This is a genomic window from Streptomyces sp. NPDC107528 (assembly GCF_055639295.1).
Map to the genome: position 1 here is coordinate 30,496 of NZ_JBVKAV010000017.1, position 17,909 is coordinate 48,404.

Annotated in this window: 18 protein-coding genes; 6 read left to right on the forward strand and 12 right to left on the reverse strand. The window is 70.9% G+C overall.

All coding sequences use genetic code 11. From position 1 onward, the window contains the following. Window positions 1–64 precede the first annotated feature (64 nt). From ACZ7L5_RS40815 to mshD, 5 genes are all read right to left on the reverse strand, one after another. Entirely contained in the window at window positions 65–1,009 is a 945-nt protein-coding gene (locus tag ACZ7L5_RS40815; protein WP_471523657.1) for a hypothetical protein, read from the reverse strand. Beyond that, on the reverse strand, window positions 1,006–2,001 hold the full coding sequence (locus ACZ7L5_RS40820; protein ID WP_471523659.1) for an ABC transporter permease: 996 nt from the start codon (window positions 1,999–2,001) through the stop codon (window positions 1,006–1,008). Before ACZ7L5_RS40820 ends, ACZ7L5_RS40815 begins: the two co-directional genes overlap by 4 nt. Beyond that, a complete protein-coding gene (locus ACZ7L5_RS40825; RefSeq protein ID WP_471523661.1) occupies window positions 1,998–2,885 on the reverse strand; it encodes an ABC transporter ATP-binding protein in 888 nt (295 codons plus the stop codon). The genes ACZ7L5_RS40820 and ACZ7L5_RS40825 overlap by 4 nt, the downstream gene beginning before the upstream one ends. Further along, window positions 2,882–3,286 (reverse strand): GntR family transcriptional regulator, encoded by a 405-nt coding sequence (locus ACZ7L5_RS40830; RefSeq protein WP_471523870.1) that lies wholly within the window; start codon window positions 3,284–3,286, stop codon window positions 2,882–2,884. Before ACZ7L5_RS40830 ends, ACZ7L5_RS40825 begins: the two co-directional genes overlap by 4 nt. A 129-nt stretch (window positions 3,287–3,415) precedes the next feature. Then, window positions 3,416–4,342, reverse strand: a complete 927-nt coding sequence (gene mshD / locus ACZ7L5_RS40835) for a mycothiol synthase (protein ID WP_328880745.1) — start codon at window positions 4,340–4,342, stop codon at window positions 3,416–3,418. Window positions 4,343–4,494: 152 nt separating this feature from the next. Here mshD and ACZ7L5_RS40840 point away from each other — a divergent pair, with 152 nt between their 5' ends. The 4 genes from ACZ7L5_RS40840 to ACZ7L5_RS40855 all read left to right on the forward strand — a co-directional run bounded on the left by ACZ7L5_RS40840 (window position 4,495) and on the right by ACZ7L5_RS40855 (window position 9,840). Beyond that, the gene (locus ACZ7L5_RS40840; RefSeq protein WP_471523663.1) at window positions 4,495–6,309 is read left to right on the forward strand and encodes a bifunctional metallophosphatase/5'-nucleotidase; all 1,815 of its coding nucleotides are present in this window, start codon (window positions 4,495–4,497) and stop codon (window positions 6,307–6,309) included. An 81-nt stretch (window positions 6,310–6,390) separates the two neighbouring features. Further along, complete coding sequence (locus ACZ7L5_RS40845; RefSeq protein ID WP_471523665.1) at window positions 6,391–7,641, forward strand: LmeA family phospholipid-binding protein; 1,251 nt, start codon at window positions 6,391–6,393, stop codon at window positions 7,639–7,641. A gap of 121 nt (window positions 7,642–7,762) precedes the next feature. Next, window positions 7,763–7,984 carry a hypothetical protein gene (locus tag ACZ7L5_RS40850; protein WP_471523667.1) on the forward strand — a complete coding sequence of 74 codons (222 nt, stop codon included), beginning with the start codon at window positions 7,763–7,765 and terminating at the stop codon, window positions 7,982–7,984. Between the two features lie 89 nt (window positions 7,985–8,073). Then, window positions 8,074–9,840: an ABC transporter ATP-binding protein gene (locus ACZ7L5_RS40855; protein ID WP_471523669.1), complete on the forward strand. Its 1,767-nt coding sequence runs from the start codon at window positions 8,074–8,076 to the stop codon at window positions 9,838–9,840. Between the two features lie 33 nt (window positions 9,841–9,873). Here ACZ7L5_RS40855 and ACZ7L5_RS40860 read toward each other — a convergent pair whose 3' ends face one another. From ACZ7L5_RS40860 to ACZ7L5_RS40890, 7 genes are all read right to left on the reverse strand, one after another. After that, window positions 9,874–10,668 carry a carbonic anhydrase gene (locus ACZ7L5_RS40860; RefSeq protein WP_471523671.1) on the reverse strand — a complete coding sequence of 265 codons (795 nt, stop codon included), beginning with the start codon at window positions 10,666–10,668 and terminating at the stop codon, window positions 9,874–9,876. Between the two features lie 154 nt (window positions 10,669–10,822). Next, a complete protein-coding gene (locus ACZ7L5_RS40865; RefSeq protein WP_471523673.1) occupies window positions 10,823–12,265 on the reverse strand; it encodes a sensor histidine kinase in 1,443 nt (480 codons plus the stop codon). Next, window positions 12,262–12,999 (reverse strand): response regulator transcription factor, encoded by a 738-nt coding sequence (locus ACZ7L5_RS40870; protein WP_363041300.1) that lies wholly within the window; start codon window positions 12,997–12,999, stop codon window positions 12,262–12,264. Before ACZ7L5_RS40870 ends, ACZ7L5_RS40865 begins: the two co-directional genes overlap by 4 nt. Before the next feature lie 99 nt (window positions 13,000–13,098). After that, window positions 13,099–13,305 carry a hypothetical protein gene (locus tag ACZ7L5_RS40875; RefSeq protein ID WP_471523675.1) on the reverse strand — a complete coding sequence of 69 codons (207 nt, stop codon included), beginning with the start codon at window positions 13,303–13,305 and terminating at the stop codon, window positions 13,099–13,101. A 30-nt stretch (window positions 13,306–13,335) separates the two neighbouring features. Further along, window positions 13,336–14,397, reverse strand: a complete 1,062-nt coding sequence (locus ACZ7L5_RS40880; protein ID WP_471523677.1) for a S1C family serine protease — start codon at window positions 14,395–14,397, stop codon at window positions 13,336–13,338. A gap of 233 nt (window positions 14,398–14,630) precedes the next feature. After that, window positions 14,631–15,653, reverse strand: coding sequence for a LacI family DNA-binding transcriptional regulator (locus ACZ7L5_RS40885; protein WP_328880753.1), 1,023 nt, complete (start codon window positions 15,651–15,653; stop codon window positions 14,631–14,633). A 117-nt stretch (window positions 15,654–15,770) separates the two neighbouring features. Beyond that, window positions 15,771–16,550, reverse strand: a complete 780-nt coding sequence (locus ACZ7L5_RS40890) for a winged helix-turn-helix transcriptional regulator (protein WP_362388745.1) — start codon at window positions 16,548–16,550, stop codon at window positions 15,771–15,773. Window positions 16,551–16,731: 181 nt separating this feature from the next. Here ACZ7L5_RS40890 and ACZ7L5_RS40895 point away from each other — a divergent pair, with 181 nt between their 5' ends. Both ACZ7L5_RS40895 and ACZ7L5_RS40900 read left to right on the forward strand, forming a co-directional pair. Continuing rightward, window positions 16,732–17,616: an alpha/beta hydrolase gene (locus ACZ7L5_RS40895; protein WP_471523680.1), complete on the forward strand. Its 885-nt coding sequence runs from the start codon at window positions 16,732–16,734 to the stop codon at window positions 17,614–17,616. Window positions 17,617–17,653: 37 nt separating this feature from the next. Then, entirely contained in the window at window positions 17,654–17,908 is a 255-nt protein-coding gene (locus tag ACZ7L5_RS40900; protein ID WP_328880756.1) for a MoaD/ThiS family protein, read from the forward strand. Window position 17,909: the final 1 nt, after the last annotated feature.

The window sequence follows — 17,909 nt, forward strand, 5'->3', positions numbered from 1 at the left end:
CTACATCGACGGGCGGCTGTCCGGACCGCACGTCCCTTCCCCCGTGAGGGACGTGCGGCGGGGTCTACGGCGTGCGGCGGCGCAGCAGCCAGAAGGCGGCGAGGGTCGCGGCGGCGGCCACGGCCAGCAGGATGCCGGTTTCGACGTACTGGATCGGCCAGTAGTGGGACCGGGGGTGGAAAGTGGCGCTGGTGGCCAGTGGCTCGCCCTCTCCGGGATACCGGCCCCAGGTCGTGTCCCAGCCCAGCTGCCAGGCCGACCGGGGCAGCTCGAACCCACCGGCTCGGCTGCGGGTGACCGCCGGCCACAGGTCCTCGCGGAAGCGTTCCAGCACGCCGCACAGGACGAGCGCGGCCAGGAAGCCCACCCCGGCGCCGGCCAGGGCCCGCCGCAGCAGCAGTCCGGCGAGTGCGCCGAGGGCGAGGCCGGCCAGGATGTAGCCGACGGTCGTCGGGCCGGTCCCGACGAAGGCGTCCGCGTTGTACCAGTCCCCGACCAGGTCGGGGTCGCCGTCGCCGCGCGCCCAGTTGTTCAGCAGGACGAGTCCGCCCGTACCGATGGTCAGCAGGACGGCCGGGACGGCGAGCTTGGCCGCCAGCCAGCGGGTCGGCGTGACCGACTGGGTCCAGGCGAGCCGCGCGGTTCCGTTCTCCAGCTCGCGGCCGATGAGCGCGCCGCCGGCCCAGGCGGCCACGGGCAGGATCGCGTAGGTCAGCGAGGTGGCGACCAGCCCGATCCAGCCGGCATAGACATCGTCCACGGTGATCGACTCGATGGACGCACAGCCGGGGAAGCCGTCGCGGGCCGGGGTCATGCACGGGACGTTGCCCTTGCGGGCCTCGTCGGCGATGACGTACATCCAGATCAGTACGGCCGTGGCGCCGAGCAGGGCCAGCGCCCAGAACACGAGCGCCGTGCGATGCACCCGCAGGACGGTCCAGACCAGGCCCCGCGGCCCGCGCCGAGTGCGGTCGGCGGGTGCCGACGGGGCGGTGAGCGCGGTCGTCATACGGCGGCTCCGGTGCGCCGCTTCAGCAGCCGGAAGGCGATCAGGACCGCCAGCGCCGCGACGGCGAGGGCGATGCCCGTCTCCATCAGCTGGAGCGGCCAGAAGTGCGACGACGGGTGGAAGTCGCGGTAGAAGCCCGCGATGTCGTGGTCGGCGAGGCACTTGGCGTCGTCGACGCAGATGGGGTCCGAGACGCGGGCGCCCGTGGAGGTGAGGGCGCCCTCGCCGATGACCATGCCGATGTACGGGGGGTACTCGTCCTTGTTGACGAGCGTCTCGACGGGCCACAGATACGGCCGCAGCGTGGCGAGCGCCTGCAGCAGGACCGCAAGGCCGATGACCGCCGTGCCGAGCGCGGGCAGGGCGCGGCGCTGGAGCACGCCCCCGAGGATGCCGACGGCGAGGCCGAGGAGGGCGTAGGCGGTGGCGAGGGTGCCATTGGCCACGAAGCTGGTGCCGTCGTCCCACTGGCGCGAGGTCGCCAGCCGCAGCGGACCGTCCGCGGACCACAGCAAGCGGTGCAGCAGCGTGAGCAGGACCGTGCCGGAGACGAGCAGGACGGCCGGGACGGCGACCTTGGCGGCCAGCCAGCGGGCCGGGGGCACCGACTGAGTCCACGCCAACTGGGCGGTGCCGCTCTCCAGTTCGCGCCCGATGAGGGCGGCGCCCGCCCAGGCTGCGGTCAGGAGCGGCGTGAGGGCGAGCAGTCCGGCGCCGACGCCGACGACCGTGTCGTACCGGGCAACGGCGGGGTCCGTGACGTCGCAGCCCATGCCCTCTCGCGCCGAGGCGCAGCCCATCTTCCGGAACGCGGCCCAGACGGCGTCCGCCCCCGGGCCGTACGCCCACAGCAGCGCCCCGCCGGCCACGGCCACCAGCATCACCCAGAACCACAGCGCCGAGCGGTGCAGTCGCAGCATCGTCCAGACCAGGCCGCGCGGCCCGCGGGAGGGCGTGGCGGTGGTGGAGGTCTCGATGGTCACGGTGGTCATACGGCGGCCTCCCGTACGTCGTCGAGGCGCAGCGCCGGGGCCTCGGGGGCGCGCAGGTGCGCCAGGACCAGCTCCTCCAGGGTCGGGGCGGTGGTCTGCCATGCGTCGCCGACGGGGCCCTCGGGGCGTATGAGTGCGGTGAGTTGGCGTCCGGTGGTGCGGGACTCGACCACGGTGTGCGGGTCCAGGGACGTGTCGGCGCGGCCCGTGACGAGCCGGTGCGCGGCGAGCAGGTCGTCCAGCGGGCCGGCGAGGCGGACCCGGCCGGCGCCGAGCAGCAGGAGGTGGTCGCAGGCGCCCTCCAGCTCGGCCACGACGTGCGAGGACATGACAACCGTGGTGCCGTGCTCGGCTGCGTCGGCCATGAGCGTGGCCATCAGCTGATGCCGGGCGAGCGGGTCGAGGTCGGCCATCGGCTCGTCCAGGAGCAGCAGTTCGGGGCGCTTGCCGAGGGCGAGGGCGAGCGCGACGCGGGTGCGCTGGCCGCCGGAGAGCGTGCGGATCTTCGCGTCCGGGTCGAGGTCGCCCTCGGCGACGATCCGCTCGGCGACCCGGTCGTCCCAGCGGCCGGGGTTCAGCTCGCGGCCGAAGCGCAGGGTGTCGGCGATGGTGAGCTGGGGGTGCAGGGGCTTGTCCTGGGCGACGTACGCGATCCGCTCGCGGACCGCCGCCGGGGCCTGGCCGAGGACGCTGATCGTGCCGTCGGTGGGGGGCAGCAGACCGGCGGCGAGCGAGAGAAGGGTCGACTTGCCCGCTCCGTTCGGTCCGACGACGGCGCACACGGTCCCTACGGGGAGCCGGAAGTCGCAGCCGTCCAGCGCCCGCTTGCGGCGCCGCCCGAACCTCTTGCCCAGCGCGGCCGCCTCAATGGCGGTCTCGGTCATGACTCGTCCCCCTTGTGGTGCGTGTCCAGCTTGAAGTGCGTGCCCAGTACGGAAGTGAAGAGAGCGTCCACGTCGTCGCGGTCCAGCCCGGCCTCGCGGGCCCGTACGGCCCACTTGTCCAGTTCGGTGCGCAGAGGCGAGTCGGCCGGTGCGGTGTTGAGTCCGCGCCGGACGAACGTGCCGAGCCCCCGTCGTGCCTCGACCAGGCCTTCGCGTTCCAGTTCGCGATAGGCCTTGAGGACGGTGTTGGGGTTGATGGCGGTTGCCTCGACGACCTCACGGGCCGTGGGCAGCTTGTCGCCCGGCTCCAACAGGCCCAGGCGCAGGGCCTGTTTGGTCTGCTGGACGATCTGCACATAGGTGGCGACGCCGGAGCGCCGGTCGATGCGGTACTCGACCATCCGTTCCACCACCCTTTCACTAATTGAGTAGTGAAAGGGTGGTGCAAGGAAAGGGGCGGCGTCAAGATCGCCGCCCCTTATCTGCCCTTATCTGCCAGATGTCAGATGTCAGATGTCAGATGTCGGACGTCACGTCTCGGTCCGGTACATGAGGTCCGTCTCGTACGTCGTGAACCCCAGCCGTTCGTACACCGACACCGCCGCCTTGTTGTCGGCGTCGACGTAGAGCATCGCCGTGGGCAGCCCCTGCGCGGCCAGGTGCCGCAGCCCGATCGTCGTGAGGGCCTTGCCCAGGCCGCCGCCCTGCGCGCCCGGTCGCACGCCGAGGACGTACACCTCGCCGAGCCCGTCCTCCGCGTGGACCTTCGTCCAGTGGAAGCCGATGAGCTCGCCGGCCCGTTCCGCCAGGAAGAACCCCGCCGGGTCGAACCACGGCTGGGCCTTGCGGTCGTCGAGGTCGCGCTGGGTGAGGGAGCCCTGCTCGGGGTGGTGGGCGAAGGCGGCGGCGTTCACCGCGAGCCAGGCCGCGTCGTCCCGCCCGGGCTCGAAGGTGCGGACCGTCACGCCCTCGGGGAGCACCGGGTCGGGCAGCGACAGGTCCGTCAACGAGCGGCGCATCTGTCGCAGTTCGCGGAACAGGGTGAGGCCGAGGACCTGGGACAGGTGGCGGGCGGCGGCGTGGCCGCCGTGGGCCCACACCCGCAGCCGCTTGCCGGACGCGGCGAGGAGGGCCGAGCCCAGCGCGCGGCCGTGGCCGTGGCCGCGGTGCGAGGGGTGGACGACCAGTTCGGCGGCGGGGGCCTCCACCGGGTCGGTGTCCTCCAACTGGGCGTAACCGACGAGTTCGCCGCCGACCGTCAGCAGCAGATGCGACACGCCCTCGCGCTCCCCGCCCCGCAGTTGCAGCCGCCCCTGCTCGGACACCGCCTGCTGCCCGTCGTTCCGGGCGGCCTCCGCGAGCAGTTCGAGCACGGCCTCGGTCTGCTCCGGGGCAAGCGCGAGGTGGGTCTCGATGGAACGGGTCGGAAGCGGGTGTGCGGTGTCGTCGCTGGTCATGCGTACGAGGGTAAGGGGCGCCCCTGCCAAAGTCCCGGCACAGAAGCAACCAGCCTGTAACCCGGAACCCCCTGTCGCGCTACGCGCGTTGACTCTAGGCTGCCGCCCGACGAGGCCATGTCACTCACGACTCACGACTCACAGGGGGGCGGATGTCAGCCACATCCCACCAGCAGCACCGCAGACGCCGTACGTACGCACTGATCGCGACCGCCGCAGGTCTGGCCACCGTGGGTGCGCTGGCCGCGGCGCTGCCCGCCACGGCGTCGGCGGGCGAGAGCACCGGCAAGGGCGGCCACGGTCACCACCACAGCCGCTACCAGGACGTCCAGCTGCTGTCCTTCAACGACCTGCACGGCAACCTGGAGCCGCCGGCCGGCTCCTCCGGCCGGGTCACCGAACTGCAGGCGGACGGCACGACGAAGACCATCGACGCGGGCGGCGTGGAGTACCTCGCCACGCATCTGCGCCAGGCGCGCGAGGGTGAGAAGTACTCCATCACCGCGGCCGGCGGCGACATGGTCGGCGCCTCCCCGCTGATCTCGGGCCTCTTCCACGACGAGCCCACCATCGAGGCGCTGAACAAGCTCGACCTGGACGTCACCTCCGTCGGCAACCACGAGTTCGACGAGGGCGCCAAGGAACTGGCCCGCCTGCAGAACGGCGGCTGCCACCCGAAGGACGGCTGCTACTCGGACAAGAAGTTCAAGGGCGCCGACTTCCCGTACCTCGCCGCGAACGTCCTCGACGAGAAGACCGGCAAGCCGATCCTCAAGCCCTACTGGGTGTGGAAGAAGCGGGACGTCAAGGTCGGCTTCATCGGCGTGACCCTGGAGGACACGCCGGGCGTCGTATCCGCCGAGGGCGTCAAGGGCCTGAAGTTCAAGGACGAGGTCGAGACGATCAACAAGTACGCCAAGGTGCTCCAGCGCCAGGGCGTGAAGTCGATCGTCGTGCTCATCCACGAGGGCGGGGCCCCGGCCTCCGCGTCGTACAACTACGACTGCGAGGCCCCGGGCGCGGGCGACGGCGTCTCCGGCCCGATCGTCGACATCGCGAAGAACATCACCCCGCAGGTCGACGCGCTGGTCACCGGCCACACGCACGCCGCGTACGTCTGCTCGATCGACGACCCGTCGGGCAAGCCCCGCATGGTCACGTCGGCGGCGTCCTTCGGCCGCCTCTACACGGACACCACGCTGACGTACGACCGCTACACCGGCGACATCGCCCGTACGGCCGTGAAGTCCGCGAACCGCGTGGTCACCCGGGACGTCCCCAAGGCGCCCGACATGACCCGGCTGATCAGCAAGTGGAACACCCTCGCGGCGCCCATCGGCAACCGCGCGATCGGCTACATCTCCGCCGACATCCCCAGCGCCGGCACCGAGTCCCCGCTCGGCGACCTGATCGCGGACGCGCAGCTGGCGTACGGCAAGGAGCTGGACCCGGAGACGGACCTGGCGCTGATGAACCCCGGCGGCATCCGGGCGCCGCTGACCTTTGCGGCGAAGGGCGCCGAGGGCGACGGCGTGGTGACGTACGCCGAGGGCTTCACGGTGCAGCCGTTCTCCAACACGGTGAACCTCCAGGACCTGACCGGCGCGCAGCTGATCCAGGTGCTCAAGGAGCAGGTGAGCGGCACGAACGCGGCTTCGCCGAAGGTTCTCCAGATCTCCTCGGGCCTGACGTACACGCTGGACCTGACGAAGTCGGGCGCGGACCGTGTGGTGACCGACTCGATCAAGCTGGGCGGCGAGGCGATCAACCCGACGGCCACCTACCGCGTCGCCACGAACAACTTCCTCGCGGGCGGCGGCGACGGCTTCCCGACGCTGGGCCAGGGCACGAACGACCTGGTCGGGACCGACGATCTGACGGTGCTGGAGAAGTACCTGACGGCCAACTCCTCGGCCACGAACCCGATCGCCCCGCCGGCGGCGAATCGGATCACAGTAGTGCAGTAGTGAAGTGAAATAGCGTGAACTAGATCGCAAACCTCCGGTAGAGGTTGCGGGTGGGGGGCGTGCGCATGGTCGGATGGGCCGATGCGTTCCCCCCACCACATAACGGCGCATCCCCATCCAAACGCTCCCTATACGAACCCGTACGAGGAGCTCGGCAGACTGGACGGCGGTCCTCTGGAGGAATTCCTCCACGACGACGTACCGGACGAGCCGGACCAATCGGATGAAGCGGACGCAGCGGCGGCCCAGGACGACCCCTGGGCCCCGCCCAATCACCGCCGCAACGGCCGTCGCCGCCGCAAAGGCCGCTTCGCGGCTCTTCCGTTCGCGATGAAGGCGGTCGTCGGCCTCGTCGTCCTCGCCGCCTTCCTCAGCCTCGCCGACCGCTGGGCCCTCCTCTACGCCGAGCGCAGAGCGGCGGACACCCTCAAGACCCACCTGGACCTCGCCGCCGCTCCCGAGGTGGAGATCGGCGGCTTCCCCTTCCTCACCCAACTCGCCGACGAGCGGCTGGACTCGGTGAAGGTGACCGTCCCCGACGTGGCCGCCGACCGGATCTCCCTCGCCCAGGTGACGGCGACGGCGAGAGACGTACGGCTGGACACCGACGGCCCGCTCTCGATACGTGGCGCCGACGTCCCCGAGCTGGAGGGTGACGTCCTGCTCTCCTTCGCGGACCTCAACCGTGAACTCGGCGCGTCCCAGGTCACGTTCACCGGAGAGGGCCACGACCGCATCAGGGCCCGCGGCACCCTGCCGGTCGCCGGCCACGACCTCAACCTGCGTGCCGAGGCCCGCATCCTGCGCAATGGCGACCGGGGCATCGCCACCCACATCGGCGGCATGCGCCTGGACATCGGCGACCTGGCGACGTACCGCCCGGGTGCCCGCACCTCGGAGGGCCTGCACCTGAGTCGCGCGTCGGCGGCCCGCCTGGCCCACGAGACCCGCAAGGCGAAGGCGCTGCTGTCCGTCCCGTCCGTCGTACGGCGCCTGGGTGTGCCCGACTCGGTCGTCCGCGAGGCCCTGCGCCACGAGTCCAAGCTCTCCGAGCTGACCGGTACGCCGCGCTTCATCCGCCAGGCCATGAGCCTGAACCTCATCGACCTGGCCCTCGACCACCCCCAGCTCCTCAAACTCCTCGGCTTCGACCCCGCCCTCCTCGACGCCCTCCCCCGGCTCACCCGCCCGGTCCTCGCCGACCAGCTCTCCCTGGGCTTCCGCCTCCCGGAACCGCCGAGCGGGGACGTACGGCTGCGGGATGTGCGGGTGGAGGAGGACGGGATCAGGGTGCGGTTGGAAGGGGCCGGGCTGGCGGTGGGGCGCCGGTAATCAATTCTGTGTGAGTTCGCGATTAGTTCCGGGAGTTCCCTGAAAAACCCTCTCAGGCTCAATTAATAGAGGTCTCAGCAGAATTGGCGATTTTCCGGTTCGGGCTCCCGTAATGTTTTCCATGTCGAAAGCAATCGACGCGATCGACGCGATCGACGCAATCGATGTGATCGACGTAATCGGCGCAATCAGCGCAGGAACAAAGGAGAACATGATGAGCTTCCACAAGATCGCCCCCGTCAAGAAGACCCGCAAGCCCGCCGCCCCGGCCCCGGCGCCCAAGAAGAAGCCGGTGGCGAAGAAGGCCGCTCCGAAGCGGCGTCCGGTCGCGCACAAGGGCTGAGGACACGACACGCGAGGCGGGGTCACCGGAGCGCTCGGGCTTCGGGACCCCGCCTCCGTCATGTCCGGTGCCGGGAAAGGGACTTGAGCATGAAGGAAGTGCGCACGGCTTTCGGGCGCTTCTGGCCGTTGACGCGCGGCGACTGCAAGTGGCCGGCGGTCATCGTCGCCTGCGTGGTGGTCGCCGCGCTCGCCGAGACCGCGTCGATCCTGTTGTTCGCGGAACTCACCGACAACGCGCTGAAAGCCGGTTCGCTCTCGGCCTTCTGGGGTCCGGCGGCGGCCTGGCTGGGCATTGCGGTGCTGGGGGCGGTCGTCGGGTATCTCGGGAACTCGCTCGCCACCTGGACCGCCGAGAGATTCGTGCTGCGGCTGCGCGCGAAGGTCTTCCGGCATGTGCAGGACCTGCCGCCGCACTTCTTCCAGAAGCACCGGCGCGGGGATCTGGTCGAGCGGCTCACCGGGGACGTCGAGGCCATCGAGCAGATGGTCGTGTCGGGCGTCGTCGGCACCGTGGCGGCCGTGTTCTCGGCTCTCTTCTACTCGGCAGCCGCCCTGTACCTGCGCTGGGACCTGGCCCTGGCCACCTTCGTCCTTGCACCCCTGTTCCTGCTGGCCGCCCGCCGCTTCGCCGGCCGTGTCCGCACCGCCTCCCAGGACGAGCGGGTCGCCGACGGTGCGATCACCTCGGTGGTCGAGGAGTCGCTGGGCCACGTCGTCCTCACCCAGGCCTACAACCGCCGCGGCGACGAGGAGAAGCGGCTCGACCGCGAGGCACGCGCCTGGATGAAGGCGTCCGTGCGAGGTGCGCGGCTGAGTGAGATGTACGAGCAGTTCGTCGAGGTCGTGGAGACGATCTGCGTGCTCGCGGTGATCGGCCTCGGGGTGTGGGAGATCTCCGCCGGCCGGATGACCCTGGGGCAGCTCCTCGCCTTCGCCGCCTTCATCGGCTACCTCTACCCGCCCGTCCGCAATCTCGGGCAACTCGGCCTCACCCTCACCGCCGCCACCGCCGGCGCCCAGCGCCTCGGCGAGATCCTGGACGCCGAGCCGGCCGTCACCGACCCTGCCGAGCCCGTCGGGCCGTGGCCGGTCCACGGGCAGGTCGGCTTCCACGGGGTGTCCTTCCGCTACCCGGGCGCCACACGGGAGTCGCTGACCGAGGTGACCTTCACGGCCGCCCCCGGCGAACTGGTGGTCATCACGGGCCCGAGCGGCGCCGGCAAGTCGACGGCGGCCAAGCTCCTCACCCGGTTCTACGACCCCGGGTCGGGCGCGATCACCCTGGACGGCGTGCCGCTCCCCCACCTGGACCTGCGCTTCCTGCGCGAGAACGTCACCCTGCTGCCCCAGGAGACCCTGATCCTCAACGGCACCGTCCGCGAGAACATCGCGTGCGGCCGGCCGGGCGCGAGCCACGAGGACATCGAGGAGGCGGCACGTTCTGCGGCGGCCCACGACTTCATCACCGCGCTCCCCGAGGGATACGAAACGCACATCGCCCCCGGCACGGCCGCCCTCTCCGGCGGTCAGCTCAAGCGGCTCACCATCGCCCGCGCCATGCTGCGCAGCGCCCCCGTGCTGGTCCTGGACGAACCGACGGCCGGTCTCGACTCGGTGGCCGCCCGCCAGGTCGTACAGCCGCTCCGGCGCCTGATGTCAGGCCGTACGACGATCATGATCACCCACGATCTGAGCCTGGCGCCGGACGCGGACAGGGTGCTGGTCGTGGACGGCGGGCGGCTGGTGGAGGCGGGCACGCATGCGGAGTTGGCGGCGCGGGGCGGGGTGTACGGGCGGCTGGCGGGGCCGGTGCCGGGGATGCCCGCGGAGGAGACCCTCGTCCTCAGGCGCTGACCCGGTCCTCGCCGCCGCCCCCTTTCCCTGCCGTCAGCCGACCCGATGCACGCGCTGAGTCGTCAGCTCGTAGCGGGCGCCCACGATGGCCAGTTGGCCGGAGGTCACCTTCGCGGCGAGGTCGGGCTCCGCCGCGAGATGGGCGCGGATCGCCCGTACGTTGGCGTCGATGGTGGAGTCGATGCGGGCGTCGCCCTCCTGGGTGCGGTCTATGTTCGGCGCTATCCGGTCGGCGATGTACTGGATGTGGGCCGGCAGTCGCTCGCCGGACAGGTCCGACTCGACGGCGGCCTTCACGGCGCCGCACGACTGGTGGCCGAGGACCATGACCAGGGGGATGTCCAGTTCGAGCACGCCGTAGGCGACGCTGCCGAGTACGGCTTCGTCGAGGACCTCGCCGGCGGAGCGCACGGTCATCAGGTCACCGAGGCCCTGGTCGAAGACCAGCTCCGGCGGGACCCGGGAGTCGATGCAGCCGAGGACGAGGGCGAAGGGCTGCTGACCTGATGTCAGGCTCTGCCGCACGGCGGGCGACTCGTCGGGGTGGCGCTGACGGAAGGTGCGCCAGCGCCGGTTGCCCGCGGCGAGCTCCCGCAGGGCCTCCTCGGGCGTGCCGGGCCGCCGCCGCGAGGCGCTGGTCGTGGGAGATGTGGGAGATGTGGGGGTGGTGGCGGAGGCGGGAGCCGTGCCGAGGGCTGCGGTCGCCCCCAGCGCCGCGGCCCCGGTCAGCCCGAACCGCAGGAGTGCGCGGCGGGCGGGAGAGGCAAGGGCGAACCGCTGGTGGGCGGTCGCGGTCGGCTGGGCGCCGACGGATCTGTCGGAGTTCACGGCGTGGAACGTACGCCCGAGCATCGGAACACATGTTCACGTTGCTGAATCATGGTCGAGTGCGGGGAACTCATGATCGAACGTTGGACCGCCCTTGACGTTCTCCCGCGCTCGCCTTGACGTTGAGCGGTCGCCGCAGGGCCTCGGGAGAGACCTACGGTGTCTCCGGCGGAGCCGTCGGCGCACCCGGCAGGCGTACGGTCGCCACCGTGCCGCCGCCCTCCGCGTGAGCCAGGGTGACCTGGCCGCCCGCCTGCTGCACCGTCCGCGCCACGATCGACAGTCCCAGGCCCGAGCCCGGCAACGCGCGTGCGCTCGGTGAGCGCCAGAAGCGGTCGAAGACGTGGGGGAGTTCGTCGGTGGGGATGCCGGGGCCGTGGTCGCGGACGGTGAGGACGCCGTCGGTGAGCTGCACCTCGACGGTGCCGCCCTCGGGGCTGAACTTCACGGCGTTGTCGAGGATGTTGACGACCGCGCGCTCCAGGGCCGCCGGTTCCGCCCGTACGTACCAGGGCTGGAGGTCGGCGGTGATCGTCAGCTCGGGGCCGCGCAGCCGTGCCCGGCGCAGGGCCGACTCGACCGCGTCCTCCAGCGAGACCACCTGTACGCGCTCGCCGCGCTGGCCTTCCGAGCGGGACAGTTCCTGCAAGTCGCCTATCAGGGCGGCCAGTTCGGTCATCTGGGCCTTCACCGAGGCGAGGAGGGCCTTGCGGTCGGCCTCGGGGATCGGGCGGCCCGTCTCCTCGCTGCGGGTCAGCAGCTCGATGTTGGTGCGCAGGGAGGTCAGGGGGGTGCGCAGTTCATGGCCGGCGTCGGCGATGAGCTGCTGCTGGAGCTCGTGGGAGCTGGCCAGTGCGGACGTCATGGAATTGAAGGAACGGGACAGCCGGGCCACCTCGTCCTCGGCGTCGTCCTCGACCGGGATACGGACGTTCAGATCCTCGGTGCGGGCCACGTGCTCGACGGCCTCGGTGAGCTTGTCGACGGGGCGGAGGCCGGCGCGGGCGACTGCGAGGCCGGCGGCGCCGGCGCCGATGACTCCGATGCCGGAGACCAGGAGGAGGATCAGGGCCAGGTCGTTGAGGGTGGACTCGGTGCCCTTGAGGGAGACGGCGACGGTGACGGCGACGTAGGACTGCTCGCCCGTGGCCTGGTTCCGGGCGACCTGTGGAATGGTCATCACACGCAGCGGGGTGCCGTCATCGGCTGTGCCGTTGCGGATGATCCCCTTGCCGGCACTACCGCTCTTGATCACGTCCTTGTCGGCCTGAGTGACCTCAATTGTGCCGACAGAGTCGTCGGTGACGCAGGGAGTTCCGTCCGCCTTGACGACCTGCGAATAGAGGTTGCGGAAGGGCTGGGTGCCCTGGGGGGTCTGCGTGCAGTTGGACAGCGCGCTCGACATCTCGAAGTTCTGCCCGGGCTTCATTCGAGCCTGTTGCAGATCGTCGTCCACCTGGTCGTACAGCCTGCCCTGCACGATGAACCAACAGGTCACAGACACCGCCGCCACCGCGAAAGCCACCGCCGCCGCCACCAGCATCGCCAGCCGCGAGCGGATTGGCAGGGACCGGAACCGGCGAAACACCTTGCTCACTCCGCGCCGCCCTGGCGCAGTACATACCCCACACCCCGCACCGTGTGCACGAGCCGCGGCTCGCCGCCCGCCTCGGTCTTGCGGCGCAGGTACATGACGTACACGTCGAGGGAGTTGGACGAGGGCTCGAAGTCGAAGCCCCACACCGCCTTGAGGATCTGCTCACGCGTCAGCACCTGACGCGGATGCGCCATGAACATCTCCAGCAGCGTGAACTCCGTACGGGTCAGCTCCACCGGCCGCCCACCCCGCGTCACCTCCCGCGTCGCGAGGTCCATGCGCAGGTCGGCGAAGGTCAGCGCCTCGTCCTCCTCCACCGCGCCCGCACCGGCCGCCGCCGCGTACGAGCTGCGCCGCAGCAGCGCGCGGACCCGGGCGAACAGCTCGTCCAGTTCGAACGGCTTGACCAGGTAGTCGTCGGCCCCGGCGTCCAGCCCGGTCACACGGTCGCCGACGGTGTCGCGGGCGGTCAGCATGAGGATCGGCGTCGTGTCGCCGGCGCCACGGATGCGGCGGGCGGCGGTCAGGCCGTCCATGCGGGGCATCTGGATGTCGAGGACCACCAGGTCGGGCCGGTAGGCGGTCGCCTTCTCCAGGGCGTCCGCGCCGTCGACCGCGACCTCCGTGTCGTATCCCTCGAACGCGAGGCTGCGCTGGAGTGCTTCACGCACCGCGGGCTCGTCGTCGACGATCAGGATGCGCTGGGGGTCACGGTCGCCGTCGGCGGGGCTCATGGGCTCGGGATCCTCGGGTGCGGTGGGACGGAAGGGCAGGACAGGACAGGCACTGAGCGGGCTGAATGAGCTGGACGCCTCTCAGCCTCGCATGCTTTCTCAGCCTCGTACGGTACGGCGGCGGCTGCGGGCGGCGGCCGTGCGGCGAGCCGTGTTCGGGCGGGCGGTCGACACCTCCGGCGCCCGGGACGGGGCCGTGGGAGCGTGCAGGGCGCCAGCGACCGCCAGGGCCAGGACCAGGTCGGCCGGTCCGCCGCCGGCCGCGGTGTGCTCGACCCGGCCGACCTTCTCCACCTGCTTGATCATGAGGTACCCCTTCAGCTCGGTGAGCTCGGCTCAGCTCTGCGATCCCGACCGCAGCTTCGCCAGGTCGGACTTGACGGTGTTGATCGGGATGGCGAAGCCGAGGCCCACGCTGCCCGCGTTGGACGCACCCGAGCCGGCGGCCGAGTACATCGCGGAGTTGATGCCGATGATGTTGCCGTTCATGTCGATCAGCGCGCCGCCGGAGTTGCCGGGGTTCAGGGACGCGTCCGTCTGGATGGCCTTGTACGTCGTCGTCGACGAACCCGTGTCGCCGTTGAACTCCTGGCCGCCGAACTCGAACGGCCATCCGCCGCCCTGCTGCTGTTGCTGCTGCCGGCCCTCGTCCGTCGAGACGGTCACGTCACGGGCGAGCGCGGACACGATGCCGCTGGTGACCGTGCCGGTGAGGCCCTCGGGGGAGCCGATCGCCACCACCTCGTCGCCGACCTGGACACCGGAGGAGTCGCCGAGGGTGGCCGCCTGCAGGCCGGACGCGTTCCGCAGCTTGATCAGCGCGAGGTCCTTGCTGCTGTCGGTCCCGACGACCTCGGCGGTGTACTCCTTGCCGTCGCTGGTCTTCACCTTGACCGACGAGGCGCCGGCGACGACGTGGTTGTTGGTGACGATCTCGCCGTCGCTGGTGATGATCACGCCGGAGCCGGTGGACGACCCGGCGTTCGAGGCCGCGTTGATCTCGACGATGCTCGGGCTGACCGCCTTGGCGACCCCGGAGACCGTGCCCTTCTGGCTGGACGGGACGACGTTCGTGCTGGTGGAGCTGGACGCGGCGACGGTGTCACTGCCGGTCAGCTCCTGTATCCCGTACGCCGTGCCGCCGCCGATCGCCGCGGCGACGATCGCGACGGCGGCGAGGAGGGCGACGGGGCCGCGCGGCCGGCGCCGCGACCTCGGCTGCTGGGCGACGGGTTCGGTCAGGAGAGCGGTGGGTGCTCCGCCGCCCGCCTGCTCCGCCGACGGCCGGTATGCCGGCGGGGGCGGCCACTCCGGGTTCACGGGGGAGGAGGCGTGCTGCTGCTGGGCGCCCTGGTACGGGTTCTCGTGATCGCCGCTGCGGCGGAAGCTCTCGGTCATGGCAATGAGCTTGTCGCCCGACCATGAGAGCTTCCTGAGCGCCGCCTGAGAAGCCCGGCAGAAGGTCGTATGCCCGATGTAAAGACGGTTCCGGCAGCTGTCGCTGGCTTCTCAGAGAGGCTTCATGGAAGCGGACCCAGGGGCGCGGGGCTGTATGAATGTGTGGCTCCGCCGCGTGGGCGCGACCAGCCACAAACCACCGCAAGCCGCCCGACGACGGAACCCGCGAGCTCCTAGGCGCACCCGCACGACCGTCGGACGACAAGCCGCGAAGGAAACACCTTCAGCCGCTCCCGCCGAGACCCCGCGACACGAAGCCCGTCGTCGAGCACGAGATCCACCGCGGCCCGAGCCATGGCCGACCGATCAGAGGCAATCGTGGTGAGCGGCGGATCCGTCAACGCCGCCTCCTTGATGTCGTCGAACCCGGCGACAGCCAGCTCCCCCGGCACATCGATCCGCAACTCCCGCGCCGCGCGCAGCACGCCGATGGCCTGGTCGTCGGTGGAGCAGAAGATCGCCGGCGGCCGCTGCGGCCCGGCGAGGAGGTCGAGCGCTATGCGATACGCGTCGTAGCGGTTGTACGGCGCCTCGAACAGCCGCCCCTCGGTGGGAATCCCGGCCTCGGTCATCGCGCGCCGCCAGCCCTCGACGTGGTCGGAGACCGGGTCACCGACCGCGGGGGTCTCCGCGGTGCCGCCCATACAGGCGACGTACTCGTTGCCGTGCTCGATGAGGTGGCGTACGGCGAGCTGGGCGCCGCCCAGGTCGTCGGTGACGACGGCGACGTCGTCGATGGCCTCGGGCCGCTCGTGGAGGAGGACGACCCGGGCGTCCCATGCCTCGATCTCGGCGGCGGCCAGGTCGTTCAGGGCGTGCGAGACGAGGATGAGCCCCGAGACCCGCATGCCGAGGAAGGCGCGCAGATAGTGGACCTCGCGTTCGCCGACGTAGTCGGAGTTGCCGACGAGCACCATCTTTCCGCGCTCGGCGGCGGCCCACTCGACCGCGTGCGCCATCTCCCCGAAGAAGGGCTGGCGGGCGTCCGGCACGATCAGGCCTATGAGGTCCGTGCGCCGCGAGGCCATGGCCTGGGCGACCCGGTCGGGCCGGTACCCCAGTTCCTTGATCGCGGCGAGGACACGCTCGCGCGTGGCCGGGGCGACCGGCCGGGGTCCGTTGTTGATGACGTAGCTGACGACGGCAGTGGAAGTACCTGCCAGCCGTGCGACGTCATCGCGAGTCACCTTGGCCACGCGCGGAGTCTACGCGGATGGACCTGCTCTGGGCAGGGCGTGAAGGAGCTTGCCTGCCGCCACGGCGTCACTCTCCTGCGCGCGAGCGGCGCCCGCGACACCCCGCCCGGGCGCCCGTCAGACGTCGGCACGGACCTCGGCGCCGTCCAGAGCGGCCATCTCGTCCGCATCCGCCGATTTTGCCCGGTCAGCCTTGGCCTTGGCTTCCTCGGCGGCGCGGTCCACCTTCTCGGGCGTAACGAATCGATAACCGACGTTCCGGACGGTTCCGATGAGCGACTCGTGCTCGGGTCCGAGCTTGGCGCGCAGCCGTCGTACGTGGACGTCGACCGTGCGGGTGCCGCCGAAGTAGTCGTAGCCCCAGACCTCCTGGAGGAGCTGCGCGCGCGTGAAGACGCGGCCCGGGTGCTGGGCCAGGTATTTCAGGAGCTCGAACTCCTTGAAGGTGAGGTCGAGAACCCGGCCCTTGAGCTTGGCGCTGTAGGTGGCCTCGTCGACCGACAGGTCGCCGTTGCGGATCTCCATGGGGGAGTCGTCGTTGACGATCTGCTGGCGGCCCATCGCGAGCCGCAGCCGCGCCTCGACCTCGGCCGGTCCTGCGGTGTCGAGAAGGACGTCGTCGATGCCCCAGTCGGCGGTGACGGCGGCGAGGCCGCCCTCGGTGACGACGAGGACGAGCGGGCAGCCGGGCCCGGTCGAGCGCAGAAGCTGGCACAGACTGCGGACCTGTGGGAGGTCGCGGCGTCCGTCGATCAGGATGACGTCGGCACCGGGGGTGTCGACGAGGGCCGGGCCCTCCGCCGGAGCCACGCGTACGTTGTGCAGCAGCAGGCCGAGTGCGGGGAGCACCTCCGTCGACGGCTGGAGGGCGTTGGTCAGGAGCAGCAGAGAACTCATACGTCTGGTTCCTCCTCGGTCCCTGCGAGGACGTGTGCGGTACGGAACTGCTCTGCGATCCCGGGGGCCCCGTACACCTGCGGTCACCTGAGGTTTCCCGCGTCGTATACAACGCTTCCGAAAGCACAAAAGGACCCGGGGGCTACGCTGCCCGAGTCCTCTGCCCAGCAGAATAGCCCACATGAGCATTCGTCCGGCAGGTCATGTGGCACGATCCACGGTTCGTCCGAACTCTGAGACAACCAGACCTACACCTATGCGGACGTTTCTGCGCACGGATGACGGCGTGACGATCGATTCCGTATACGACCCGGGTGCGGCCGTATACGACTCCGCACGTCCACCTGCCCGTGACCTGGTGTTCGTCGTCGCCCATGGCTTCACCGGCGATGTGGACCGGCCACATGTACGACGGGTGGTGCAGGCCCTCACCCGGCACGCGGCCGTCGTCACCTTCTCCTTCCGCGGGCACGGTGCGTCGGGCGGGCGGTCCACGGTTGGGGACAAGGAGGTGCTCGACCTGGCGGCCGCCGTGCGCTGGGCCCGCGGACTCGGGCACACACGCGTGGCGACCATCGGCTTCTCCATGGGCGGCTCGGTGGTGCTGCGGCACGCGGCGCTGTACGGGGAGCGAGAGAAGGGCGGGGGCGGCGAGGAGCCGGGGGAGCGGGGGGCGCATACGGACGCGGTGGTCTCCGTGAGCGCGCCTGCGCGCTGGTACTACCGGGGCACGCCGCACATGCGCCGCCTGCACTGGCTGGTGACCCGGCCCGAGGGGCGCCTGGTGGGCCGCTACGGATTCCGTACCCGGATCCACCACCGGGACTGGAACCCCGTGCCGATGTCCCCGGTGGAAGCGGTCCCGATGATCGCGCCGACCCCGTTGCTCATCGTGCACGGCGAACTCGACGGCTACTTCCCCCTCGACCACCCCCGCATGCTGGCCCAGGCGGCCGGTGACCACGGCGAACTCTGGCTGGAGCCCGGCATGGGCCATGCCGAGCACGCGGCCGGTGACGATCTGCTGGCCCGGATCGGGGACTGGGCCGTCGCACGGGGCGGCTAGCCTGACGGGGTACACAGCCGATCGACAGAGGAACCTGATGCCAAAGGTCACGGTGCGCTACTGGGCCGCCGCGAAGGCCGCGGCCGGGATCGCCGAGGAGCCGTTCGACGCGGCCACCCTCGCCGAGGCGCTCGACGCCGCACGCGAGCGACACCCCGGTGAACTCGTGCGCGTCCTGCAGCGATGTTCCTTCCTCATCGACGGTGACCCCGTGGGCACCCGCGAACATGAGACGGTACGGCTGGCCGACGGCGGCACGGTCGAGGTGCTCCCGCCGTTCGCAGGAGGGTGAC